The following is a 23,192-nucleotide window of genomic DNA, read 5'->3' as shown; positions in this document are numbered from 1 at the left end:
GCAGGCAACTCCGCCGCGCCCGATCAACGGGTGAGTTCGCCCGAGAACACCTCGCAGCCGTCCTCCCGGGCGACAGAAACCAGCATCAGCCCGGCGGCTCTCGCCCGGCTCACCGCCAGCGAGGTCGGCGCCGAGACCGAGACGAGCGCCGCCGCGCCCAGCATCGCAGTCTTCTCGACCATCTCATAGGAGGCTCGGCTGGTCACGACGACGAACCCGCCCGTCGCTGCTTCGCCCGCCCGCAGCACCGCACCGATCAGCTTGTCGAGGGCGTTGTGGCGGCCGACATCCTCACGCGCCATCAGGATGCGTCCCTCGCGGTCGCACCAGGCGGCGCCGTGAACGGCTCGGGTGCGCGCATAGAGCGGCTGATGGGCGCGCAGGTCACCGACGGCGCGAGCCACGGCTTCGGCAGCCACCGGCGTGCGCGTCGCCGATCGTCTCTCGGCACGGGGCAACTGGCTCGCGTCCTCGACCCCGCAGACGCCGCAGGAGGTCCGCCCGGTCAGTCGCCGCTGCCGGCCGAGATGCTGCCGGAAACGGCCCGGCGCCAGCTCGACATCGACACTGATCGCCTCTGGCTCATCGGAGATGCGGATGGCGCGGATTTCGGATGCGTCGGCGATGATCCCTTCGGTCAGGCTGAAGCCAGTGACGAAGTCTTCCAGGTCGAGCGGCGTCGCCATCATCACAGCGTAAGGCACCGAGCCGTAGCGGATGTTCACCGGCCACTCGACGGCGATCTCGGTATCGCGTGCGACGCAGGTTTCCGCCTCGTAGCGCCAGCGTGTGCTTGCGACCGGGCGACAGGCGGTGCTGCCGGCCTGGGTTGCCAGGGGGAGGAGGGTGCTCATTCTGCCGTGACCCGGATCGGAATCGACTTCGCCGCGGGGGTCTTGCTCTCCTCGGCATAGTGCCAGAGGGGCAGCAGGGCGTTGCATTCGGGGAAATAGGCGGCGCAGGTCCCGGCGGGGATGTCGTAGTCGATGACCTCGAACCCGCCCATCGAGCGCCGGACACCGTCATCGACGGCCGTCGTCAGCCGCGCCTTGCCCTTCTCGGCAATGCCGAAGCGGATCCGGTCGTCGCGGTTCATCATGACGATCATCCGCGAGCCGCTGATACCGCGCAGGCGATCATCATAGCCGTAGACGGTGGTGTTGAACTGGTCATTCGAGCGCAGCGTGATCAACCGCAGCACGCCATGGTCGCGGCCATCGTCGAAGCTGGCGCAAAGGGCCTTGGGCACCTTGAAATGGGCCTTGCCGCTCTCGGTCTCCCAGCGCCTCTGGCGCGCCGCCACCGGGCGCGGAAAACCGCCGGGAATGTCGAGGCGCTGATTGAAGCGTTCGAACTGGTCGGGATAGGTCGCCTCGATCGCGTCGCGCACCTTCGCATAATCGGCGACCCACTCGTCCCAGGGAACCTGAGGATTGGGCTCCAGCGTCGCCTTGGCGAGCTCGGCCACGATGCGGGGTTCGGCAAGCAGCGTCTCGGCAGCCGGTTTCCACCTGCCGCGCGAGCCATGGATGCAGGTGGTCGAGTCCTCGACCGTGACGATCTGCGGCCCGCTCGCCTGCTCGTCGATCTCGGAGCGAACCAGGGTCGGCAGGAGATAGCTCGTTCGGCCGGTGATCAGATGGCAGCGATTGAGCTTGGTCGCGATCTGGACCGAGAGGTCGATTCCGCCCCACTTGGCCTCCATCAGTTCGCGCTCGGGAATGGCGCGAACGAAATTGCCGCCGAGGCCGATGAAGGCGCGGATTTCGCCGGCCATGATCGCCTCGCAGGCTTCGACCGTGGCGAGGCCATCCTCGCGCGGCGGCTCGAAGCGATACTGCTCCGCCAGCCGGTCGAGCGGCACGAGCTCGGCCTTCTCCGCGATGCCGACCGTGCGCTGGCCCTGCACGTTGGAATGGCCGCGCACGGGGCAGATGCCCGCGCCGGGCTTGCCGATCTGCCCGCGCATCAGCAGCAGGTTGACCAGCATTTGCACGCTGTCGACGCCGAGCCGGTGCTGCGTCAGCCCCATGCCGTAGATCGCGATGGTCGCCGTCGCCTTGGCATAGGTCGCGGCGGCGGCTTCCATCGCGGCGCGCGGCAGGCCGGAGGCCTCGATGATCTCGTCCCAGCCCGTCTCGCGCAGCTTGGCCTCGAAAGCGGGGAAATCCTGCGTGTGCTCCGCGATGAAGGCCGCGTCGAGGATCCGCGTCCGCCCCGCCGCCTTCGCCTCGTCGTCGAGCGCGAGCAGCACCTTGCCGATGCCGAGCATCGCCGCGATGTCCCCGCCGGCCCGCGGCTGGTGGTACTGCGTCGCGATCTGCGTGGGGGCGTTGGTGAGCATCTGCCCCGGGCGCTGCGGATTGACGAAGGCCTCCCAGCCGCGCTCGCGCAGCGGGTTGAAGACGATGATCGGCACGTCGCGCTCGCGCACCTGCTGCAGCGTGTGCAGCAGCCGCGGCGAGTTGGTGCCGACATTCTGTCCGAAGGAGAGGATGCAGTCGGTCGCGGCGAAATCGTCGAGCAGCACGGTGCCGACCGGCGTGCCGATGCTCTGCGGCAGCGCCACCGCGGTCGTCTCGTGGCACATGTTCGAGCTGTCGGGCAGGTTGTTGTGCCCGTAGAGCCGCGCGAAGAGCTGATACATGTAGGAGGTTTCGAGCGAGGCCCGGCCCGACGCATAGAACACCGTCGACTTCGGATCGTAGCCCTTGAGCTTCTGGCCGATGTCGGAGAACGCTTCCGCCCAGGACACCTCGACATAGCGATCCCAAGCGCGGTCATAGCGCATCGGATGCGTCAGCCGCCCGGCATTCTCGAGCTCGTAATCCGACCAGCCGAGCAGTTCGGTGACGCTGTGGCGGGCGAAGAAGTCAGGCGTCGTGCGCCGGGTCGTCACGTCCCAGAAGGTCGCCTTGGCGCCGTTCTCGCAGAACTCGGCGCTATGGGCCTCGCGCGGCTTGGTCCAGGCGCAGCTGGTGCAGGCATAGCCGCCGACCTTGTTATGGTCCGTGAGGAGCCCCGGCGTGCTGTGAAAGGCATTCTGGCCGACGACATGGACGCCGAGCGACTTGACCGAGCCCCATCCGCCGGTCGGTTGCCGATAGGGCTTGTAGCGTGCGCGACGGGCCATCCATATCCTCCCGGTGATCTCCCGAGACCCAATCGGCGGCGGCTTTAATGGTTCCGCATTGGAATCATCTGTCGCAACCCGTCAGGCCGCGTCCGGCTTTGATCCGGCAGGCGCTGGCGGGCGTAAGCGTGAGGCATCGGAGGCACGCGTGATGAACGAACATTGGGCCGTGATCGGCGCCGGGATGGCCGGGCTTGCGGCTGCGCGCCGGCTGGGCGCAGCCGGCCGGTCGGTCACCCTGTTCGACAAGAGTCGCGGCCTCGGCGGGCGGATGGCGACGCGGAGGGCTGGCGGTTTCCGCTTCGACCATGGCGCACAATACTTCACCACCCGTGGCGAGCGGTTTCGCGAGCTTGTCACGAGGCTGACGGGGGAGGGGCTGGTCGGGCGCTGGGGCGAGGATCATGTCGGCCTGCCCGGCATGAGCGCGCCGGCCCGCGCATTGGCCCCGCAGGCGACGGTCGTGAGCGAATGCACCGTCTCGTCGCTGACACGCGGCTCCCATGGCTGGGCTGTCTCGGCGGCCGAAGGACCGGTCGCGACCGAGGGCAACGGCACGTTCACCGGCGTCATCGTCGCGGTGCCGGCACCGCAGGCCGCGCCGCTGCTGGCGTCGGCGGGCTGCAACTGGGCCGGCGCGGCGCGCGCGACCTATGCCCCTTGCTGGGCGCTGATGCTCGGCTTTCAGGCGCGCACCGCGCTCACGCAGGACCGCCTGCGTCCGCAGGATACGGCGATCGCCTGGATCGCGCGCGACAACTCCAAGCCCGGGCGCGATGCGAGCGGTGACGCCATCGTCGTGCACGCCACGCCGGGCTGGTCGCGCGAGCATCTCGAGGACACGCCTGAGCAGGCGGGGGCGGCACTTCATGCCCGGTTCCGCGCTCTCACCGGCGAGACTGCGGAGCAAGCCTTCCTCGCGGCCCATCGCTGGCGCTACGCGCTGGTCGAGCAGCCGCTGGGCGAGGCCTTTTTCTGGGACCCTTCGGCCCGCCTGGGAGCCTGCGGCGACTGGTGCATCGGGCCGCGGGTGGAAGCCGCTTTCGACAGCGGCGACAGCCTCGCCGCGGCCATCCTGGGTCCAGACCCGGCGCGCTGAGCGGCCGGCGACACCCCGCATCGCGACTTTACGCCGGCGTTACGCCGAGCCGGCGTCTTCGACATGGCGGCCTTACGGCCATCGGCTCCATCTCCGGTCCGACCACGGACCGGAGCTTTTCCATGTTCATCGACCTTCTCTTCTTGCTCGGCGGCCTCGCGCTGTTCGGCCTCGCCGGCGTCGCCGTCGCCGCGGCAGAGCGGCTGTGAGGCGCATCATGCCGCTCGACATCATTCTGGGGCTGACGGTGGCGGCGCTGCTGCTGGCCTATCTGCTCAAGGCGCTGCTGCGCCCCGAATCCTTCTGACCGGGGAGCGGTTCATGACCCAGACCCCTTTCATCCCTGACCTCGTCCAGTTCCTGATCTTCGCGGCCCTGCTGCTGGGGCTCGCCTGGCCGCTCGGCCACTACATGGCCCGCGTCTTCACCGGCGAAGCGCAATTCCTGTCGCCGATCGAGAACGCGATCCTCGGGCTCGCTGGCCAGGGCCGGCCGCAGCCTCAGCGCTGGCACGCCTATGCTTTGTCGCTGCTCGCCTTCAACGCGGCGGGCTTCGCGCTGCTGTTCCTGATGCTGCGCTACCAGAACCTGCTGCCGCTCAACCCGCAGGGCTTCGACGGGATGCCGGCGCCTCTCGCCTTCAACACGGCGATGTCCTTCGTCACCAACACCAACTGGCAGTCCTATGGCGGCGAGACGACGCTCTCGAACCTCAACCAGATGCTCGGCCTGACGACGCAGAACTTCGTCTCGGCCGCCAGCGGCGCCGCTGTGGCCGCCGCCGTCGCACGCGGCTTCGCCGCGAAGCAGACCCGCGTCCTCGGCAATTTCTGGGTCGATCTGACCCGCACCACTCTCTACATCCTGCTGCCGGCCGCGCTCGTCCTGGCGCTGGTGCTGGTCGCGCTCGGCCTGCCGCAGACTCTCGCCGCATCCTTCGACGCCACGACGCTTGAAGGCGCCAAGCAAAGTATCGCGCTCGGCCCCGTCGCCAGCCAGATCGCGATCAAGCAGCTCGGCACCAATGGCGGCGGCTTCTTCAACGTCAATTCGGCGCATCCCTTCGAGAACCCGAATGCGCTGTCGAACCTGCTGACCACGATCTCGATCCTGCTGATCCCGGTCGCGTTCTGCTTCACCTATGGCCGGCTGGTCGGCGACCGGCGCCAGGGCCGCGCCCTCTTCGCGGCGATGGCCGTGCTGTTCCTTACCGGCTTCGCAGCGATCTATGGCGCCGAGCGCCTCGGCAACCCGCTGCACGCCGGGCTCGTCGATGCCGCGGCCGGCAACATGGAGGGCAAGGAGGTCCGCTTCGGCATCCTCGCCTCGACGCTCTGGGCGGCGGCGACGACGGCGGCCTCGAACGGCTCGGTCAATGCCATGCTCGATTCCTTCACGCCGCTGGGCGGGCTCGTCGCGATGCTCAACATCCAGCTCGGCGAGGTGGTCTATGGCGGCGTCGGCGTCGGCCTCACCGGCATGCTGCTCTTCGTCATCATCACGGTCTTCCTCGCCGGGCTGATGGTCGGCCGCACGCCGGAATATCTCGGCAAGAAGATCGAGGCGAAGGAGATCAAGCTCGCGGCGCTGACCCTGCTGATCATGCCTCTCGGCATCCTGGTCTTCGCCTCGCTGGCGATCGCGACCGGCCAGGCTCAGGCCTCGGTGCAGGACGCCGGCCCCCACGGGCTCTCGGAGTTGCTCTACGCCTACACCTCGGCGACCGGCAACAACGGCTCGGCCTTTGCCGGTTTCACCGCCAACACGCCCTGGCACAACAGCTTCCTCGGCATCGCCATGATGCTCGGCCGCTTCGGCTACATCATTCCGATCCTGGCGATCGCCGGCAGCCTCGCGGCCAAGCGCCCCGCGGCCGAGACGGCCGGCACCTTCCCCACCCATGGGCCGCTCTTCGTCACGCTGCTGGTGGCGACGATCCTGATCGTCGGCGCGCTCACCTTCCTCCCCGTCCTCGCTCTGGGCCCGATCGCGGAACACGTCTCGATCCGGGCTGGGCAGAGCTTCTAGAGGTCCCCATGAGCAAGCATGCTCCCACCGAGATGGGCCTGTTCTCGCCCGTCATCCTCCGGCCTGCGATCCTGCAGGCCTTCCGCAAGCTCGATCCGCGCAGCCTGGCGCGAAACCCGGTCATCTTCTCGACCGCGCTGGTGTCGCTGCTCGCCACCATCCTCGTCATCCGCGAAGGGCTGACTGGCGGGCCGGTCTTCTGGATCGGCCTGCAGATCGCGATCTGGCTGTGGTTCACCGTGCTCTTCGCGAACTTCGCCGAGGCGGTCGCGGAAGGGCGCGGCAAGGCGCGGGCCGACGCCTTCCGCTCGACCCGCTCCTCTTCGCTCGCCAAGGTCCTGGTCGATCCGGCCAACCGGGTCGTCTACGGCACCAAGGAGGTCGAGCTCGTCGAGCCCGGCGAGGTCATCCTCATCGAGGCCGGCGACATCGTGCCGACCGATGGCGAGATCATCGAGGGCGTCGCCTCGGTCGACGAAAGCGCCATCACCGGCGAGTCCGCGCCGGTCATCCGCGAATCCGGCGGCGACCGCTCCTCGCTCACCGGCGGCACGCGGCTGGTCTCGGACTGGCTCGTGGTGCGCGTCACGGCCCGCCAGGGCGAGACCTTCCTCGACCGCATGATCGCGCTCGTCGAGGGCGCCAAGCGCCAGAAGACCCCGAACGAGATCGCGCTCGACATCCTGCTGGCGGCGCTGACGCTGGTCTTCCTCTTCGTCGTGGTGACGCTGCCCTTCTTCGCGTCCTGGTCGGGCACGACGCTGCCGGTGATCTATCTCGCGGCGCTGTTCGTGACACTCATTCCGACCACGATCGGCGGGCTGCTCTCGGCCATCGGCATCGCCGGGATGGACCGGCTCGTGAAGGCCAATGTCATCGCCAAATCCGGCCGCGCGGTCGAGGCGGCCGGCGACATCGACGTGCTGCTGCTCGACAAGACCGGCACGATCACCTTCGGCAACCGCATGGCCCATGCCTTCGAGCCGGCGGCGAATGTCAGCGAGCGCGATCTCGCCGAGGCGGCCTTCCTGGCCTCGCTGTCGGACGAGACGCCGGAGGGCAAGTCGATCGTCGATCTCGCCGCCAGGCGCTTCGGCTTCGAGGCCGCGGCCGGTGCAGGCGCGGTCTTCGTGCCCTTCACCGCGCAAACCCGGATGTCGGGCGTCGACCTTCCGGATGGCCGCGCCCTGCGCAAGGGCGCCTCCGACACGATGGCGAAGCTCACCGGCGGCGCACTGTCGGCGACGGTCGAGCAGGCGGTGCGCAAGATCGCCTCCGCGGGTGGAACGCCGCTGGTGGTGGCGCGCGACAACGACGTGCTCGGCGTCGTGCATCTCAAGGATGTGGTGAAGCCCGGCATCCGCGAGCGCTTCGCGGAACTGCGCCGCATGGGCATCCGCACGGTGATGATCACCGGCGACAACCCGCTGACGGCGGCCGCCATCGCGGCGGAAGCGGGCGTCGACGACTTCCTCGCGGAGGCGACGCCGGAAGCCAAGCTCGCGCTGATCCGCAAGGAACAGGCGAAAGGGCGGCTGGTGGCGATGTGCGGCGACGGCTCCAACGACGCGCCCGCGCTGGCGCAGGCCGATGTCGGCGTCGCCATGAACTCCGGCACGCCCGCCGCCAAGGAAGCCGGCAACCTGATCGACCTCGACAGCGACCCGACCAAGCTGATCGAGATCGTCATGGTCGGCAAGCAGCTCCTGATCTCGCGTGGCGCGCTGACGACCTTCTCGATCGCCAACGACGTCGCCAAGTATTTCGCCATCCTGCCGGCGCTGTTCGTCACCGCCTATCCGGGCCTCGCGGTGCTCGACGTGATGGGGCTCGGCACCCCGCAATCGGCGATCCTGTCGGCCATCATCTTCAACGCGCTCGTCATCGTCGCGCTGATCCCGATCGCGCTGAAGGGCGTGCGCTACGCCCCGGCCTCGGCGGCCTCCCTGCTCGGCCGCAACCTGCTCGTCTACGGGCTCGGCGGCCTGATCGTGCCCTTCATCGGCATCAAGGCGATCGACCTGATCGTCGACCTGCTCCACCTCGCCTGAGGAGATAGATCGTGACCTCCTATCTACGTCCCTCGCTCGTCCTGCTCGGCCTGTTCAGTGTGCTGACGGGCGCCGCCTATCCCCTCGCCGTCACCGGGGTCGCCCAGGCCGTGTTTCCCGCCAAGGCCAACGGCTCGCCGGTGATGAAGGACGGCGCCGTGATCGGCTCGTCGCTGATCGGCCAGTCCTTCACGTCGGATCGCTATTTCCATGGCCGCCCCTCGGCGACTTCCGCACCCGATCCGCAGGATGCGTCCAAGACGGTGGACAGCCCCTACAATGCCGCCAACTCGACCGGTTCCAATCTCGGGCCGGGGTCTGCAACGCTGAAGGCCGCGATCACGGACCGGGTCGCGGCGCTCGGCGGCGGACCGCAGCCGGCCGACCTGGTCACGGCCTCGGGCTCGGGCCTCGACCCGGACCTCTCGCCGCAGGCGGCGCTCGCCCAGGTGGCGCGCGTGGCGAAGGCCCGCGGCGTGGCGGAAGACAGCCTGCGCCGCCTCGTGCAGGACCAGGTCGAGCCGCCGCTGCTCGGCATTCTCGGCGAGCCGCGCGTCAATGTGCTCGCCCTCAACCTCGCGCTCGACAGGCTCGCGCGCTGATGCTCTGGTTGCCCGCGCATGCCCAGCCCGCACGACGATAGGCCCCCGCCCGAATCCTTCCTCGCCGGAGCGCGGGGCGAGGAGCAGGCGGGCGCCGGCCGGCTCAAGATCTTCCTGGGCGCCTCGCCGGGTGTAGGGAAGACCTTCGCGATGATCGAGGAGGCCCGCGTGCGCCAGCGCGCGGGCCGCGATGTCGTGGTGGCGCTCGTCGAGACGCATGGACGGGCCGAAACGGCGGCGCTGCTCGACACCCTCGAGCAATTGCCACGGCGACAGGTCGACTATCGCGGGCAGGTCCTCAGCGAACTCGATGTGGACGCTCTGCTCGCGCGCCGGCCGGCGATCGCGCTGATCGACGAACTCGCCCACACCAACGCGCCGGGCTCGCGCCACCCCAAGCGCTGGCAGGATGTCGTCGAGGTGCTCGACGCCGGCATCGACGTCGTGACCACGCTGAACATCCAGCATGTCGAGAGCCTGAACGACGTCGTCGCGCGCATCACCGGTGTGCGCGTGCAGGAGACGGTGCCGGACCAGATCCTGCAGCGGGCCGATCAGATCGAGCTGATCGACCTGCCGCCTGAGGAGCTGATCAAGCGGCTCGAGGACGGCAAAGTCTATGTGCCGCAGCAGATCGGCCGGGCGCTCGACAACTTCTTCGGCAAGGGCAAGCTGACGGCCCTGCGCGAACTCGCTTTGCGCACGGCCGCGAGCCGCGTCGATGCCGAGATGCTCGACTGGATGCAGGCCCATGCCGTCAAGGGTCCCTGGCCGGCCGAGGAGCGGCTGCTGGTCTGCATCAACGAAGCGCCGGTGGCGCGCAGCCTCGTGCGGGCCGGCAAGCGCATGGCCGAGCGTGCCCGCCTGCCCTGGATCGTAGCGACGGTGCTGACGCCCCGCCACGAGGCGCTTCCCTCGGATGCGCGCGCCGTCACCACCGAGGCACTGCGGCTGGCGGAATCGCTCGGCGCCGAGACGGTGGTGCTGCGGGCGGAGACGGACGCCGCGGGCGAGATCCTGCGCTATGCCCGCCAGCGCAATGTGTCGCGGCTGGTGATCGGGCGGCCGCGCTCGCAGCGGTCCTGGTGGCAGCGGCTCGTCGGCGCCTTTCGCGAACCTGTCGCGGACCGGCTGCTCGACGACGCCACCGATTTCGAGATCACGGTGGTGACGCCGCATGCCCGGGTCGAACGGCGCAAGGCGGTCGCCGACCCCTGGCTGCAAGGACCGTGGCAGGGCTACGCCACCGCCTGCGGTGCGATCGTCGTGGCGACCATGCTGGCCCTGCCGATCTCGATCTGGGATGCGGTGCCGGGGGGCGCGATTTCGGCGATTTATCTGATCGCGGTGCTGATGGTCGGGGCGCGCTGGGGGCTGGGGCCTTCGCTGGCGGCAGGCGCGCTGGGATCGGTGGCCTACAACTTCTTCTACACCCCACCCTACTATTCGCTGCACATCAACCGCTCGGAAGATGTCGTGTCGATCCTGGTTTATCTGCTGGGCGCGCTCTTCACCGGCACGCTGGCCGGGCGGCTCAAGGCCCAGGTCGAGGCGATGCGCGCCGCCCAGAGGCGCACCGAAACCCTCTACGACTTCGCCCGCAAGATCGCCTCCGCCACGCAGACCGACGACGTGCTCTGGGCCGCGGCCTTCCACATTGCCGCGACGCTGGATTGCCAGTCGCTGATCCTGATGCCGGATGCAGCGGGGGCGCTGCAGCAGGTGCAGGGCCACCCCACCATCGCGGAACTCGATGCCCGCGCCGAGGGCGCCGCGCGCTGGGCCTTCGAGAAGAACGAGCCGGCCGGCGCGGGCACCGCGACGCTGCCGATGGCCGAATGGCTGTTCGTGCCGCTCGCCACCGCCAGCAGCATCCTGGGCGTCATCGGCGTGCGCTTCCGCGACCGGCAGCGCGGGCTCGACCCCGAGACGCGGCGCCTCCTGCTGGCGGTCGAGGACCAGGTCGCCGTCGCGGTGGAGCGGACGCGGCTCGCCGGCGAACTGGCGAATGCCCGCGTCTCGGCCGAGGGCGAGAAGCTGCGCGGGGCGCTCCTGAATTCCGTCAGCCACGATCTGCGCACGCCGCTGGTGACGGTGATCGGCGCCGTGTCGAGTCTGGCCGAGACCGATGGCGTCCTCGGTGCGGCCGACCGCCGCGAGCTGACGATGACGGCGCTCGACGAGGCGCGCCGGCTCGACCGCTACGTCCAGAACCTTCTCGACATGACCCGGCTCGGCCATGGTGCGCTGGCGCCGAAGCGCGCGGCGGTCGATCTGCGCGAAATCCTCGGCGTGGTGCGGACCGATCTCGAGCGGGTGCTTGCGCGCCACCGCCTCGTCATCGAAACGCCGCGCGACCTGCCGCCGCTCCATGTCGACCCCGTGCTGATCGGGCAGGCCATCGCCAACATCGTCGAGAACGCCGCCAAATACGCACCTGCGGGCACCTCGATCACGATCGCGGCGCGAGCCGACGGCGCCATGGCCGAGATCGCGGTGACCGATGAGGGACCCGGCATTCCCGAGGCCGAGCGCGAGCGCGTTTTCGACCTGTTTCACCGCGTGGCGGAAGGGGATTCGCGTCCGGCGGGCACGGGGCTCGGCCTGTCGATTGTGCGCGGGCTGGTGGAGGCGCATGGCGGCACGGCACGGGCCGAAGCGGGGCCCGGTGGACGCGGCGCCGCGATCGTGATCAGGCTGCCCTTCGCCCCTGCCTGCAGCGATCTCTCCGAATGACCGAGCCCAAGCCCGCCCGCATCCTGGTGATCGACGACGAGGCGCCGATCCGGCGCTTTCTCGCGATCGTGCTCGGCGCCGGCGGCTTCGAGATGCTGGAAGCCGACCGCGGCCGCCTCGGCGTCGAGCGCACCGCGACGGCGGCGCCCGATGCCGTGCTGCTCGATCTCGGCCTGCCCGACATGGACGGCAAGGCGGTGATCCAGGCGATCCGCGAATGGTCGAGCGTGCCGATTCTCGTTCTGTCCGTGCGCGATGCCGAGACCGAGAAGATCGCGGCGCTGGATGCCGGCGCCGACGACTATGTCACCAAGCCGTTCTCCACGGGCGAATTGCTGGCGCGGCTTCGGGCGCTGCTGCGCAGCCGCGGCGAACGCAACGCCGAGCCGGCCGCCATCCGGATTGGCGGGCTCGAGATCGACCTGGCGAGCCGCACGGTGAGCGTCGACGGCCAGGCCGTGAAGCTGACACGCAAGGAATTCGACGTCGTCGCTCTGCTGGCGCGCAATGCCGGCAAGCTCGTCGGGCACCGCCAGCTCCTGACGACGATCTGGGGCCCGGCCCATGTCGCCGACACCCATTATCTGCGGATCGCGATCGGCCATGTCCGCGAAAAGATCGGCGACGACGCGGCCGATCCCCGCTTCATCCTGACCGAGCCCGGCGTCGGTTACCGCCTCGTCGATGCGCGCAACGCGGCACAAGCCTAGACGAGGCCGTGAGCCTCGGATGCGAGAGGCGGATCTTCGCTCTTCCTTGGTCCGGCATGACCAAGCCTGGTCCAGTGGTGGTAGGGCCAGGCATCATCGCCCAGCGAAGACAGGCGCGCGCTTGCCGAAGAAGGCGGCAGCGCCCTCGTGCAGGTCGTCGGAATCGAAAATGCGCTGCTGCGCGACATTGGCCTGCATCAGCCCGGCGTCGAGCGGCAGGTCGCCGGCGCGATCGACGAGGTCCTTCGCGAGGCGGTTCGAGATCGGGCCACGCTCGGCGATCTCGCCGGCAAGCCGCCGCGCGGCCTCCAGCGCCGAACCGTCGGAGGCAACCGCGTTGACGACGCCCCAGGCGAGGGCGGTCTCGCTGGAGATGGTGGCGCCGGTGAACAGCATCTGCTTGGCGCGGGCCGGGCCGACGAGCCGTGTCAGCCGGACCGCGCCGCTGCCGGCGAGCCCGCCGAGATGGCATTCCGGCAGACCGATGGCGACACCCGCCTTCAGGACCCGCAGATCGCAGCAGAGCGCCAGTTCGAGCCCGCCGCCCAGTGCCGGCCCATCGATGGCGGCGATGGTCGGCATCGGCAGCCGCGCGAGATTGCGAAGAACCATGTCCTCCACCAGGATCTTGCGCTCGCTGGCCTCGTGGCGGACCGAGGCGAACTCCTTGATGTCGCTGCCGGCGCAGAAGGCGCGGGACTCGCCGCCATGTAGGATCACGCAGCGCAGATCGTCGCGCCGCGCGAGGTCGGCGAGGATGCGGTTGAGCTGGCGTAGCAGCGAACCCGTGACGAGGTTGAGCGGCCCGTTCCACAGCGCGATCTCGGCGATGAAGGAGGTTTCGCTCAGCCTCGCGCTGCCCCCTGCCGCGCCGTCATTCGCCATGTCAGGCCGCGCTCTGCTGGGGCAGGGTGATCCCGTGCAGCACGCCCATGCGTTCGAATTGATGGTGGATGCGGTCGACATAGGCCGCAAAGGCCGCGGCGTCGCCGAGCACGATCGGCCGAGGCCGTGGCAGGTCGACTTCGATGTCGTCGATCACCTCGCCGGGGCTCGGGCTCATCACCAGAATGCGGTCGGAAAGACCCACCGCCTCCTCGACACTGTGGGTGATGAAGACCACCGTCGGGCGCCGGCGCAGCCATAGGCTTTCGAGATCGGTCCGGACCTGGAGGCGCGTCAGGGCGTCGAGCGCGCCGAAGGGTTCGTCCATCAGGATGACGGGCGGCTCATGGACGAGCGTCCGGATCAGCGAGACGCGCTGGCGCATGCCGCCCGAGAGCTGGTTCGGATATTTGTCCATCGCGTGCTCGAGCCGCAGCTGCGCGAACAGGTCCTTCGCCCGGCGCGCCAGCGTATCCCGGTCGAGCCCGCGGATATCCGCATGCAGCATGACGTTCTCGAACGCCGTGCGGAAATCGAGCAGCAGATGGTCCTGAAACGCGATGCCGACATCGGTGATCGGCTTGGTGACACTGCGCCCGTCGACGGTGATCTCGCCGGTCGAGCGCGAGAGCAGCCCGGCGATCATCAGCATCAGTGTGCTCTTGCCGCAGCCCGAAGCTCCGACGACCGAGATGAACTGGCCGGCGGGAATCGTCACGTCGATCGGCTTCAGTGCGCGGAAAGGCTTATCGCCGTCCGCGCCGAACACCTTCGAGACATTGCGGATGTGGATCGTCACACCCGACTTCTGGTCCGGCTCGGTCATGAGGCTGTCCGTTCATTGGCCGCGGGAGCGGCGGAGCTCGACGCCGCCACGGCCTCGAGCGGCACCTTGGAGACGAGCAGGGCCTTGCGGCCCTGCTGCACGACCGACCCGTCCTGCTTCACCACCTTGACCTCGAAAGTGGCGATCGCCTGGGTCGGCCGCGAGCGGCTGTCGCGCAGTTCGGCGAGCTCGTAGTCGACGAAGATCGTATCGCCGACGAAGACCGGCCCAACGAAGCGCCAGCCGTCGATGCCGAGGAAGGCGATCGCCATCTCGCGAAGCTCGCCGGTGCGCGCCCACATCAGGCCATGGGCATAGGCGAGTCCGAGCATGCCATGCGCGACCCTTCGACCGAACTGGCTGGCTTGGGCGTAGACGTCGCTGGTATGCAGCTCCGAAAAATCGCCCGTCAGCCCTGCGAAGCCGACCAGGTCGGCATCGGTGATCGTGCGGCCCGGGCTGCGAAAGCGCATCCCGACATGGAGGTCGTCATAGCGATAACCCAGTCTCGGTTTGTCCTGCATGGCGTCCGGCATCGTCCTGGTCGCGGGGAAGGCGGGAAACGCCTGCTCACTTGCAGGCGCGCATCTCGCTCTCGGCGGGCAGATACTCATTGGTGTAGTAGCTCTTCGGATCCTGGTTTTCCGGCAGCAACTTGACCTCAGAGAGCAGCGCCTGGGTGCGGGTCCAGTGCGCGTCCTCGGCCTTGCCGATGAACTTGGCGCCGCCGCTGCAGAACAGCGGGGTGATCGCGGCGAGCTCGGCCGTGGCGAGCTTGACGTTGACGTCCGGGAACAGCGTCTTGACGTGCTCGATCGCCTTCGCCGGGTTGTCGAGCGCAAACGACCAGCCCTTCAGGCTCGCGGCGATGAACTTCTTCAGCACCTCGGGATTCTGCTTGATGTAGTCGTTGGAGGCGAAGATCGAGGTCGCCACCGTCGGCACGCCGTGATCGGCGAAGGGGAAATTGGTCAGCTCGGCGCCCTGCATCTCGAGCTGGATCTGGTAGGCGTCGGTCGAGCCGAGGATGGCGTCGACCTGGCCCTGCAGGAGCGAGGGCACCATCGCGGCCACCGGCATGTTCATCAGGGTCATGTCCGATTCCTTCAGGCCGTTGGCCTTGAGGAGAAGCGGCAGCATCGGGCCCTGCGAGCCGCCGGCGGGCACGCCGATCTTCTTGCCCTTCAGATCCGCGACGGACTTGATGCCCGTCTTCTTGAGCGCGTTCACGGCATTGGGGTTCGACTGGTAGATCGTCGAGACGATCTTCATCGGTGCGCCCTTGGAGATCAGCTGGCTGACCGCCACCGCGTCGGCATAGGCGAGTTGCGAACGGCCGCTGGCGACGAGCTGCGCCGTGTTGCCCGACCCATTGCCCTGCACGATCGTCACATCGAGCCCGGCGGCCTTGTAGTAGCCCTCGCCGACGGCGGCGGCGAAGCCGGCATTCGGGCCACCCGCCGTCCAGTTCAGCTGGAAGGTGACAGGGGTCTGTGCCAGCGCGGCAGAAAGCCCGAGGCCGGCGGCAAAGGCGGTGGCCGCCAGCGAGCGATTGATCCAGTGCTTCATGTGAGCCCTCCCATTGTGTTGGTCTTGTCGTGGTTTTCGTCTCGGTGGGGCGGAAGCTGGCTCCTTCGGCCAGCGTTTCGCCGCCGCTCCGGCGTGCTCAGCGGCGGGTGCGACGCTGCCAGGGCGTCATCAGCCACTCGCTGAACTCGACCGCGTAGTTGATGACGATGCCGATGATGGTGAGCACGACGAGGACCGCGAAGGTCAGCTCGATGTCGAGCGTGCTGGTGCCGCGCAGCAGGACATAGCCGAGGCCCTGATTGGCGCCGACGAATTCGGCGACGATGGCGGCCGTCGCGGCAATGGTGGCCGAGGTCTTGATGCCGGAGAAGATGACCGGCAGCGCGGCGGGGAAGCGCAGATACCAGAAGGTCTGCCAGGTGCTCGCCCCCATCGACTGCGTCAGATAGAGCAGCCGCTGGTCGAGGATCTGGAAGCCGCTGATGCTCGCGAGAAGCAGCGGGAAGAACGTCATCAGCAGGGTCAGCAGGACCTTCGATTCCATCCCGAAACCGAGCCAGACCAGGAAGAGCGGCGCCACCGCGATCTTCGGCACGAGCTGCAGCAGCATGATCGGCGGATAGAGTGTCTGCTTGGCGATCGGCGAGAGCGCGATCAGCAGGCCGAGCGGGATGGCGAAGACGACCGTCAGGCCGAAACCGAGCACGATCTCGGTCAGCGTCACCTTGGCATTGAGCCAGAGCATGCCGGCATCGGTGACGACGCGCTGGAAGACCGCCCCTGGCGCCGGCAGCAGATAGGCCGGGATCTTGAAGAACTGAATCGAGAAGGACCACAGGCCGACGATGGCCACGAAGGTCAGCGGCGGAATCAGATTCCAGCCGATCGCGCGCAGCCGTCGCATCGTCGGCGAGCGGCGGCGCGGCGCGGCCTCAACCGCCGGCGCGCTGTCGAAATCGGACGCCGCCCGCGACGCCATCTGCGAAGCCATGTCCCGGCTCTCCTTCCCTGTGGTCCGGCACCTGCCCGCAGGCGGCGCTCTTGATGGGGCGCTGCGCTGCATTGGCAGGGCGCCGCCATGGTCGATGCGGAGAAGCTAGTCGACCCTGGCCGGCGTGACAAGCAAAATGTATCCGCTTACATTGTCGTGAATGGCCGGCGTCGGCAACGCGGCGACGAGGAGGCTGCAGATGAAGGATCCGCGTGTCCTGGTGGCCGGGGCGGGAGCGATGGGCTGCCTGTTCGGTGGCCTGCTGGCCGAGCGGGGCCTGCGCGTCACGCTCCTGATGCGCAGCGAGGAGCGTGCATCGGCGATCCGCGAGCGGGGCTTGCGCATCGTCGGGGAGGGGGGTGACCGCAGCGTTCCGATCCACGTCGCAACCACGCCGAGAAGCGTTGTCCCGGCCGATCTCGTGCTGGTCCAGTGCAAAGCGCATGCGACGCGCGAGGTGAGTCGAAGCGTGGCGCCGCTGATGGCGCCCGGCGCTGTTGCCGTGAGCGTCCAGAACGGTCTCGGCAATGAAGAGATTATGGTGGAAGCGATGGGGCCGGGTGCCGTCCTGGGCGGTCTGACCTCGCTCGGCGCAACGCTGGACGCTCCCGGTGTGGTCCGCAACTACGCCGCATTGCCGACATTGATCGGCGAAATGTCGGGCGGCCTCTCGCAGAGGGCCGAAGCGCTGGCCGCGCTGCTGACCGAGCACGGCCTCCCGACCGAGGCGAGCGCGTCCATTCTGACCGAGAAATGGCGGAAGCTGATGTTGAACGTCGCGATGTCCGCGACCAGTGGCCTGACCGGGCTGACCATCGGCGGCGTCGCGAGCCTGCCGCCGCTGGCCCTCATCGCGAGGCGGGCGATGGACGAGGCCGCCGCCGTAGCGCAGGCCTGGGGCATCGATCTGCCGCGAGAAACACGCTACCGCGTCTTCGACGGCATCGTCGGCAGCGGAGCAGCGCGCAACAAGACCAGCATGCGCCGCGACATCGAGGCGGGCCGGCCCAGCGAGGTCGAAGCGATCTATGGCAGCGTGATCGAACGCGGCCGCTCCAAGAGCGTACCGACGCCGACGCTCGAGGCCCTCGCGGCTCTGATGCTCGGGCTGGAAAGGGCGCGGGACGAGGCCTGAACCTCAGGCCGGTTCGGCCACGCCCGCGACGCGATGCACAGTCTCCGTCTGCCCCAGCCGACGACGCGGCTGGCGAGCCTGCGAGCCGAGTGCCGCGATGTCGCGCTTGAGGCCCATCGGCTCAGCCGCGAAGAGGCGCGCATCCATCGTCCTGAGATCGGCCGCGATGGCGGGGCGGAAATCCATATGGGCGACGATGTCGCGCTCGATGTCGATGCCGGGCGCGACCTCGCACAGTTCGAGCCCGCTGGCGCCGACGCGGAAGACCGCGCGCTCGGTGACGAAGACCGCCTCGCGGCCCTGCTCGCGGGCGAAGCGGCCATTGTAGCAGATCTGCTCGACGGCACGGACGAACTTGCGGCTGCGGCCTTCCTGCAGGATGCGCAACTGCCCGTCCGTTGTGGCGATCTGCAGCCCGCCGGCGGTGAAGGTGCCGCTGAACACGACCTTGCGGGCGTTCTGGCTGATGTTCACGAAGCCGCCGATGCCGACGATGGTGTCGCCGAAGCGGCTGACATTGACATGGCCCTCGCCATCGACCTCGGCAAAGGAGAGGAAAGCGATGTCGAGCCCGCCGCCATCGTAGAAATCGAACTGGTAGGGCTGGTCGACGACGGCGTCGTAGTTCTGGGCGGCGCCGGAATCCGGACCCGTCAGCGGCGCGCCGCCGACGAAGCCCTGCTCGTTGGTCAGAACGATCTCGTCGAGGAAGCCTTCCTCCGCCGCGACCGCCGACACGCCGGTCGAGATGCCGGCGCCGAGATTGCAGATCGCACCGGGGCGGATCTCCATGGCCGCGCGACGCGCGACGATCTTGCGCTCGGTGAAGGGCAGGCGGCGCATGCCCTCCAACGGAATCCGCATCTCGCCGGAATAGCTGGGATTATAGTCGCTCCAGTACGTCTGGCGCTGGTTCTCGTCGACGACGATATGGTCAACAAGGATGCCGGGGATCTTCACCGCGCGCTGCGGCAGCGTCCCGCGCCGCGCCAGCCGCTTGACCTGCACGACGACGACCGCGCCGAGCCGCCGGCCCGCTTGGGCGGAGGACAGCATCTCGCCCGGCACCGCCTCCTGCTCCATGGTGACGTTGCCGTCCTCGTCGGCGGTGGTCCCGCGCAACAGCACGACATCGAGCGGAAACGGCTTGAAGCGCAGCCATTCCTCGCCGCCGATCTCGAGCAGTTCGACGAGGTCTTCGCGCGCCGAAGCGCTCTGCCGCGCGCCGCGCTGGCGCGGATCCACGAAGGTGTGCAGCCCGGTCTTGGTGATGACGCCGGGGCGGCCGGCGGCGATCTCGCGGGTCATCTGCGCGATCACGCCCTGCGGCAGGGTGTAGGATTCGATCAGATCCTTCTGCGCCAACTCGATCAGCGGCGGGGAATCGACCAGCGCGCCGGTGATGCTGCGCCTGAGCATGCCGGGGTGGCGGAAGCGCGCCGCGCCCTTCAGCTTGCGGTCGCCAATGCCCACCGCGTGGATCAGGCAGAGGTCGCGCGGTGCGCCGGTCTCGAGAAAGCGGGCTTCGATCGCTTCCAGCACGGCCTCCGGCACGCAATGCCCGCCGCCCGAGCCGCTGACCAAAATGCTGTCGCCGGGCTGGATGAGCGAGGCTGCCTCGCTCGCGCTGATCACCTTCATCGGTCGCTTCCTCGCTGCGTCCGGCATCGGAGCGATTGACTTTCGCAGCCGGTTTTGTAACCGCTTGCATAGAATTGGGAGTCGACCAGTGTCAAGTCCGAGACGCCTTGCCCCGGCCATGAGATGCCATTCCGGTCGGACCGCGAGACCGGCGCCGTGAAACGCGTCGCGATCGTCACCGGGGCAGGGCGCGGCATTGGCGCGGCCATCGCGGAAGCGCTCGCTGCTGCCGGTTTCGTCGTGGCGCGGGTCAGCCGGGAGCCTGTCTCCGAGGCATGGCATGGTCCGTCCGATGCGGGCGCCTATTATAGCTGCGACGTCGCCGATCTCACTGGCCATGACGCGCTGATCGAGCGGATTGCCGTCGATCTCGGCGAGCCGGAGTGCCTCGTGAACAATGCCGGCATCACCTCGCGCCAGCGCGGCGACCTGCTCGATCTCTCGCCGGAGAGCTTCGACGACACGCTTTCGGTCAATCTCCGCGCCGGCTTCTTCCTGACGCAGGCCTTCGCGCGCCGGCGCCTGGCGAAGCTACCGGGCCAGCCGGGCTCGATCGTCTTCATCGGCTCGGCCAATGCCGAGATCATCGGCGAGAACCGCGCCGATTACTGCATCAGCAAGGCCGGCGTCGGCATGATGGCGAAGCTGTTCGCGGCGCGCCTGGCCGCCGACGGCATCGCCGTCTTCGAGGTCCGCCCGGGCGTGATCCGCACCGCTATGACCGCGCCGGTGACGGAAAAATACGACGCGCTGCTCGCGGCTGGCGGCATTCCGATGCAGCGCTGGGGCGAGCCCTCCGATGTCGGGCGCACCGTCGCTGCCCTCGTCACGGGGGCGATCCCCTATGCGACGGGCATCCATATCGACGTCGGCGGCGGGCTGCAGTTGCACAGGGTCTGAGGAGAAAACGACGTGGCATTGGCGGGCAAGGGCGTGCTGGCGATCTGGAACGGCATCGCCGCGGAGGCGGAGGCCGATTTCGTCGCCTGGCATATCGGCGAGCACATCCCCGAGCGCGTCGCCGTGCCGGGCTTCCTGCGCGGCCGCCGCTATGTGGCGGAGCGGGGCGCGCCAAAATACTTCAACTTCTACGAGACGGAGACGCCCGAGGTGCTGGTCTCGCCTGACTATCTGGCTCGGCTGAACGCGCCGTCGCCCTGGACGCAGCGTGTCGTCCGGCATTTCCGCGAGACGTCGCGGACGATCTGCCACGTCGCGCAGAGCCGCGGACTCGGCGACGGAGCCTCCGTCGCGACATTGCGGCTGGCGGCGAGCGGCGAGCGGGCTGCATTTCTCGCGCGTCTCGGCACGATGATGGACGAACTTCAGGCGGCGCCCTCGATCGTGGCCGTGCATCTGCTCGAAGGGCAGGGCGGTGGCGGCGGCGCGACGGCCGAAAAGGCCCTGCGCGGCGAGCCCGACCAGACGGCGGACTGGATTCTGCTGATCGAGGCCGTCGAGGCCGCACCGCTCGAGGCGGCGCTTGCCGAACATGCGTCCGCGCAGGCGCTGTCATCCGTGGCGTCCGGCTACGATCCGGCGCGCGATTATGGCATCTATCGCCTGCAATACGGGCTGGCGAAACCGCAACTCGCGTGAGGTCCTGCCGGCCGGAGCGGGAGAGATGAACGCATGGCGCGGGTGAAGACGGTCGACAGGGGCACGGTCATCGCGCCGTCCGAGGGGCGCGGCGACGTGCGGCGCAGCGTGGGTCTGCGCGAGGTGGCGCAGGCGGCGGGCGTCTCGACGGCGACCGTCTCGCGCGCCATCAACAATCCGGACGTCGTCTCGGCCGATCTGCGCGAGCGTATCGCGGTTGCGGTCGAACAACTGGGCTGGGTGCCGGACGGGGCGGCCCGCGCCCTGAGCACCCGCCGCTCCCAGACCATCGGCGCGGTCTTTCCGGCGCTGTCGATCGGCGATTTCGCCCATGCGACGCAGGCGATCCAGTCGGAGCTGTCTCAAGCCGGCTATACGCTGCTGCTCGCCTGCTCGGAATATGATCCCGATCTGGAATTGCGCCAGGTCCGCAAATTCGTCGAGCGCGGCGTCGACGGGCTGATCCTGGTCGGCCAGGCACACCATCCGGAGTTGGTGCCGCTGCTGCGGCGGCGCGACATGCCCTTCGTCAACACCTTCGTCTATGACTCGCAGACCCACGGCACCTGCGTCGGCCCCGACAACCGCAAGGCGCTGATGATGATGACCGACCATCTGGCCGATCTCGGCCATGTCCGCTTCGGCGTCATCGCGCAGTCCACCCGCAACAACGATCGCGCCAGCGCCCGCCTCGACGGCGTGCGGGATGCCCTCGCCAGCCGCGGCCTCGCCGTCCGGCCGCAGCATTTCGCCATGGGCGAATGGTCGATCGCGGATGGCCGGCGCCTGCTGCGCAGCCTCTGGCAGACGGACCCGAAGCCGACCGCGATCATCTGCGGCAACGCCCATCTCGCCGTCGGCGCGGTGCTGGAGGCGCTGGCCATGGGGCTTCGCCTCCCGGCCGATCTCTCGATCGTCGGCTATGACGACATCGAGATCATGAGCCATCTCCCGGTGCCGGTCACCACCGTGCGCGTGCCGGGCGCCGAGATCGGCCGCATCGCCGCCCAGGTCCTGACTGCGAGGCTGGAGGGGCGCGACTGCGCGGTCTCGTTCGAGGCGGAGGCTGAGCTGGTGATCCGGGCCTCCTCCGGCCCGCCGCCTCTCGACTGAATGCCCGCTCCTCATCTGCAAGAAGGTTGCCCGATGCCCGCAGACGCTCTGCCCCCCGCGATCAGCGGCAAGACCCGGCTCCTCGGCTTTCTCGGTGATCCCGTCATCCACGCCCGCTCGCCGCAGAACTTCAATCCACGCCTCGCGGCGTCCGGTCACGATGCGGCGCTCGTCCCGCTCCATGTTCCATCCGACCGCTTCGAGGCCGCGATCCCCGGCCTGCTGGCGCTCGCCAATCTCGACGGTCTCGTCGTCACCATGCCTTACAAGGAGCGGCTGATCCCCTGGCTGGACAGCATCAGCGAGCGGGCGCGTGACGTCGGCGCCGTCAACGCGGCCCGGCGTCTGCCGGACGGCCGCTGGATCGGCGACATCTTCGACGGCGTCGGCCTCGTGGGCGCTGCCGCCGGCATCGGTTTCGTCCCGCAGGGCAAGAGCGTCGGCCTGATCGGCGCGGGAGGAGCGGGCGCGGCGATCGCTTTCGCCCTCGTCGAAGCCGGCATCGCCTCGCTCTCGGTCGTCGACCGGGATGAGGCCCGGGCTGTCGCGCTCTGCGGCCGCATCGCCGCCAAGGGCGGCATCATGCCTGAAGCCGGCTCGCTGTCCCTCCGCGGTCTCGATCTGCTGGTCCACGCGACACCTGTCGGCATGGCCGAGAGCGACGGAACCGCCATCGACATCGCCGACCTCGAGTCCGGGACCGTGGTGATCGACATCGTCACGAAGCCGACCACACCGCTTCTGCTTGCCGCCGCACGCCGCGGCTGCCGGACGGCCGGCGGCGGCGCCATGGTGCAGGCCCAAACGGCGGCCATCGCGGCCTTCCTGGGCTATCCGCTGCGGTGACCGGACCCGACGGCGGCCGCCGCGCGAGACCGTTGGCGAACGTCCCGGGGGCGGCTCAGGTCGGGTCTCGCCGCGCTTCCGGCGGCGTCCCGTACCGCGGGGATCGGCTTTGGAGCCTGAGGCAGGCGTCGGACGGCCAGTGAGACCTTGCCGGGTCCCATAGCGAAAGCGTTTGTCCAGTGCCTCCTGCTGCGAGTGGTCGTGCCAAATCCCGCCCGCGCTTCCACGCGGACGTCACAAACGAGGGGCAGCGGAGCGCCGCGAGGC

Annotated in this window: 20 protein-coding genes; 12 read left to right on the top strand and 8 right to left on the bottom strand. The window is 68.9% G+C overall.

The features are described 5' to 3' along the window. Nucleotides 1-23: 23 nt before the first annotated feature. Both fdhD and AX750_RS06010 read right to left on the bottom strand, forming a co-directional pair. Nucleotides 24-854, bottom strand: coding sequence for a formate dehydrogenase accessory sulfurtransferase FdhD (gene fdhD, locus AX750_RS06015; RefSeq protein WP_082737650.1), 831 nt, complete (start codon nucleotides 852-854; stop codon nucleotides 24-26). Further along, on the bottom strand, nucleotides 851-3,133 hold the full coding sequence (locus AX750_RS06010) for an FdhF/YdeP family oxidoreductase (RefSeq protein ID WP_066720804.1): 2,283 nt from the start codon (nucleotides 3,131-3,133) through the stop codon (nucleotides 851-853). The genes fdhD and AX750_RS06010 overlap by 4 nt, the downstream gene beginning before the upstream one ends. Before the next feature lie 151 nt (nucleotides 3,134-3,284). On the opposite strand from AX750_RS06010, the gene AX750_RS06005 reads away from it, so the two are divergent. From AX750_RS06005 to AX750_RS05980, 7 genes are all read left to right on the top strand, one after another. Further along, nucleotides 3,285-4,232 (top strand): FAD-dependent oxidoreductase, encoded by a 948-nt coding sequence (locus AX750_RS06005; protein WP_066720806.1) that lies wholly within the window; start codon nucleotides 3,285-3,287, stop codon nucleotides 4,230-4,232. Nucleotides 4,233-4,449: 217 nt separating this feature from the next. Then, complete coding sequence (kdpF, locus tag AX750_RS25395; protein WP_082732779.1) at nucleotides 4,450-4,539, top strand: K(+)-transporting ATPase subunit F; 90 nt, start codon at nucleotides 4,450-4,452, stop codon at nucleotides 4,537-4,539. A 14-nt stretch (nucleotides 4,540-4,553) separates the two neighbouring features. Next, the gene (gene kdpA, locus AX750_RS06000) at nucleotides 4,554-6,260 is read left to right on the top strand and encodes a potassium-transporting ATPase subunit KdpA (protein WP_156446535.1); all 1,707 of its coding nucleotides are present in this window, start codon (nucleotides 4,554-4,556) and stop codon (nucleotides 6,258-6,260) included. Nucleotides 6,261-6,268: 8 nt separating this feature from the next. After that, nucleotides 6,269-8,311 carry a potassium-transporting ATPase subunit KdpB gene (gene kdpB, locus AX750_RS05995; protein ID WP_066720809.1) on the top strand — a complete coding sequence of 681 codons (2,043 nt, stop codon included), beginning with the start codon at nucleotides 6,269-6,271 and terminating at the stop codon, nucleotides 8,309-8,311. Between the two features lie 11 nt (nucleotides 8,312-8,322). Further along, nucleotides 8,323-8,913, top strand: coding sequence for a potassium-transporting ATPase subunit KdpC (kdpC, locus tag AX750_RS05990; RefSeq protein ID WP_066720812.1), 591 nt, complete (start codon nucleotides 8,323-8,325; stop codon nucleotides 8,911-8,913). An 18-nt stretch (nucleotides 8,914-8,931) separates the two neighbouring features. Next, entirely contained in the window at nucleotides 8,932-11,649 is a 2,718-nt protein-coding gene (locus tag AX750_RS05985; protein WP_066720815.1) for a sensor histidine kinase KdpD, read from the top strand. Continuing rightward, complete coding sequence (locus tag AX750_RS05980) at nucleotides 11,646-12,359, top strand: response regulator (protein WP_066720818.1); 714 nt, start codon at nucleotides 11,646-11,648, stop codon at nucleotides 12,357-12,359. Before AX750_RS05985 ends, AX750_RS05980 begins: the two co-directional genes overlap by 4 nt. 93 nt (nucleotides 12,360-12,452) lie before the next feature. Here AX750_RS05980 and AX750_RS05975 read toward each other — a convergent pair whose 3' ends face one another. The 5 genes from AX750_RS05975 to AX750_RS05955 all read right to left on the bottom strand — a co-directional run bounded on the left by AX750_RS05975 (nucleotide 12,453) and on the right by AX750_RS05955 (nucleotide 16,591). Continuing rightward, a complete protein-coding gene (locus tag AX750_RS05975; protein ID WP_066720821.1) occupies nucleotides 12,453-13,244 on the bottom strand; it encodes an enoyl-CoA hydratase-related protein in 792 nt (263 codons plus the stop codon). Between the two features lies 1 nt (nucleotide 13,245). Continuing rightward, nucleotides 13,246-14,070, bottom strand: coding sequence for an ABC transporter ATP-binding protein (locus tag AX750_RS05970; protein ID WP_066720829.1), 825 nt, complete (start codon nucleotides 14,068-14,070; stop codon nucleotides 13,246-13,248). Further along, on the bottom strand, nucleotides 14,067-14,594 hold the full coding sequence (locus AX750_RS05965; RefSeq protein ID WP_245282318.1) for a MaoC/PaaZ C-terminal domain-containing protein: 528 nt from the start codon (nucleotides 14,592-14,594) through the stop codon (nucleotides 14,067-14,069). The genes AX750_RS05970 and AX750_RS05965 overlap by 4 nt, the downstream gene beginning before the upstream one ends. A 46-nt stretch (nucleotides 14,595-14,640) precedes the next feature. Continuing rightward, entirely contained in the window at nucleotides 14,641-15,639 is a 999-nt protein-coding gene (locus AX750_RS05960) for an ABC transporter substrate-binding protein (RefSeq protein WP_066720835.1), read from the bottom strand. A 97-nt stretch (nucleotides 15,640-15,736) separates the two neighbouring features. Further along, complete coding sequence (locus tag AX750_RS05955) at nucleotides 15,737-16,591, bottom strand: ABC transporter permease (RefSeq protein ID WP_066720836.1); 855 nt, start codon at nucleotides 16,589-16,591, stop codon at nucleotides 15,737-15,739. Between the two features lie 199 nt (nucleotides 16,592-16,790). Here AX750_RS05955 and AX750_RS05950 point away from each other — a divergent pair, with 199 nt between their 5' ends. Further along, nucleotides 16,791-17,726: a 2-dehydropantoate 2-reductase gene (locus AX750_RS05950; protein ID WP_197432798.1), complete on the top strand. Its 936-nt coding sequence runs from the start codon at nucleotides 16,791-16,793 to the stop codon at nucleotides 17,724-17,726. Nucleotides 17,727-17,729: 3 nt separating this feature from the next. On the opposite strand, the gene AX750_RS05945 is transcribed toward AX750_RS05950, so the two are convergent. Continuing rightward, nucleotides 17,730-19,367 (bottom strand): CoA-transferase, encoded by a 1,638-nt coding sequence (locus AX750_RS05945; protein ID WP_082737660.1) that lies wholly within the window; start codon nucleotides 19,365-19,367, stop codon nucleotides 17,730-17,732. Nucleotides 19,368-19,523: 156 nt separating this feature from the next. On the opposite strand from AX750_RS05945, the gene AX750_RS05940 reads away from it, so the two are divergent. The 4 genes from AX750_RS05940 to AX750_RS05925 are packed head-to-tail and all read left to right on the top strand — an operon-like array spanning nucleotide 19,524 to nucleotide 22,925. After that, a complete protein-coding gene (locus tag AX750_RS05940; RefSeq protein WP_156446564.1) occupies nucleotides 19,524-20,267 on the top strand; it encodes a 3-ketoacyl-ACP reductase in 744 nt (247 codons plus the stop codon). Between the two features lie 12 nt (nucleotides 20,268-20,279). After that, on the top strand, nucleotides 20,280-20,966 hold the full coding sequence (locus AX750_RS05935) for a DUF4286 family protein (protein ID WP_066721617.1): 687 nt from the start codon (nucleotides 20,280-20,282) through the stop codon (nucleotides 20,964-20,966). 33 nt (nucleotides 20,967-20,999) lie between these two features. Beyond that, nucleotides 21,000-22,079 (top strand): LacI family DNA-binding transcriptional regulator, encoded by a 1,080-nt coding sequence (locus AX750_RS05930; RefSeq protein ID WP_066721615.1) that lies wholly within the window; start codon nucleotides 21,000-21,002, stop codon nucleotides 22,077-22,079. Nucleotides 22,080-22,112: 33 nt separating this feature from the next. Further along, nucleotides 22,113-22,925 (top strand): NAD(P)-binding domain-containing protein, encoded by an 813-nt coding sequence (locus tag AX750_RS05925; protein ID WP_197426638.1) that lies wholly within the window; start codon nucleotides 22,113-22,115, stop codon nucleotides 22,923-22,925. The last annotated feature ends 267 nt before the right edge of the window (nucleotides 22,926-23,192 follow it).

Origin of the sequence: Methylobacterium sp. CCH7-A2 (genome assembly GCF_001557075.1) — a bacterium.
GTDB lineage: Bacteria > Pseudomonadota > Alphaproteobacteria > Rhizobiales > Beijerinckiaceae > Allobosea > Allobosea massiliensis.
Note: the sequence above shows the minus strand (reverse complement) of the source record. Positions and strands in the feature narration are given on the sequence as shown.

Excerpts from the sequence above, each read along its gene's own strand:
- AX750_RS06005 (WP_066720806.1), top strand. The coding sequence starts at position 3,285 with ATGAACGAACATTGGGCCGTGATCGGCGCCGGGATGGCCGGGCTTGCG.
- AX750_RS05980 (WP_066720818.1), top strand. The coding sequence starts at position 11,646 with ATGACCGAGCCCAAGCCCGCCCGCATCCTGGTGATCGACGACGAGGCG.
- AX750_RS05975 (WP_066720821.1), bottom strand. The coding sequence starts at position 13,244 with ATGGCGAATGACGGCGCGGCAGGGGGCAGCGCGAGGCTGAGCGAAACC.
- AX750_RS05955 (WP_066720836.1), bottom strand. The coding sequence starts at position 16,591 with ATGGCTTCGCAGATGGCGTCGCGGGCGGCGTCCGATTTCGACAGCGCG.
- AX750_RS05985 (WP_066720815.1), top strand. The coding sequence starts at position 8,932 with ATGCCCAGCCCGCACGACGATAGGCCCCCGCCCGAATCCTTCCTCGCC.
- AX750_RS05950 (WP_197432798.1), top strand. The coding sequence starts at position 16,791 with ATGAAGGATCCGCGTGTCCTGGTGGCCGGGGCGGGAGCGATGGGCTGC.
- AX750_RS05970 (WP_066720829.1), bottom strand. The coding sequence starts at position 14,070 with ATGACCGAGCCGGACCAGAAGTCGGGTGTGACGATCCACATCCGCAAT.
- AX750_RS05925 (WP_197426638.1), top strand. The coding sequence starts at position 22,113 with ATGCCCGCAGACGCTCTGCCCCCCGCGATCAGCGGCAAGACCCGGCTC.
- kdpF (WP_082732779.1), top strand. The coding sequence starts at position 4,450 with ATGCCGCTCGACATCATTCTGGGGCTGACGGTGGCGGCGCTGCTGCTG.
- kdpB (WP_066720809.1), top strand. The coding sequence starts at position 6,269 with ATGAGCAAGCATGCTCCCACCGAGATGGGCCTGTTCTCGCCCGTCATC.
- kdpA (WP_156446535.1), top strand. The coding sequence starts at position 4,554 with ATGACCCAGACCCCTTTCATCCCTGACCTCGTCCAGTTCCTGATCTTC.
- AX750_RS06010 (WP_066720804.1), bottom strand. The coding sequence starts at position 3,133 with ATGGCCCGTCGCGCACGCTACAAGCCCTATCGGCAACCGACCGGCGGA.
- AX750_RS05960 (WP_066720835.1), bottom strand. The coding sequence starts at position 15,639 with ATGAAGCACTGGATCAATCGCTCGCTGGCGGCCACCGCCTTTGCCGCC.
- AX750_RS05930 (WP_066721615.1), top strand. The coding sequence starts at position 21,000 with ATGGCGCGGGTGAAGACGGTCGACAGGGGCACGGTCATCGCGCCGTCC.
- AX750_RS05965 (WP_245282318.1), bottom strand. The coding sequence starts at position 14,594 with ATGCAGGACAAACCGAGACTGGGTTATCGCTATGACGACCTCCATGTC.
- fdhD (WP_082737650.1), bottom strand. The coding sequence starts at position 854 with ATGAGCACCCTCCTCCCCCTGGCAACCCAGGCCGGCAGCACCGCCTGT.
- AX750_RS05945 (WP_082737660.1), bottom strand. The coding sequence starts at position 19,367 with ATGAAGGTGATCAGCGCGAGCGAGGCAGCCTCGCTCATCCAGCCCGGC.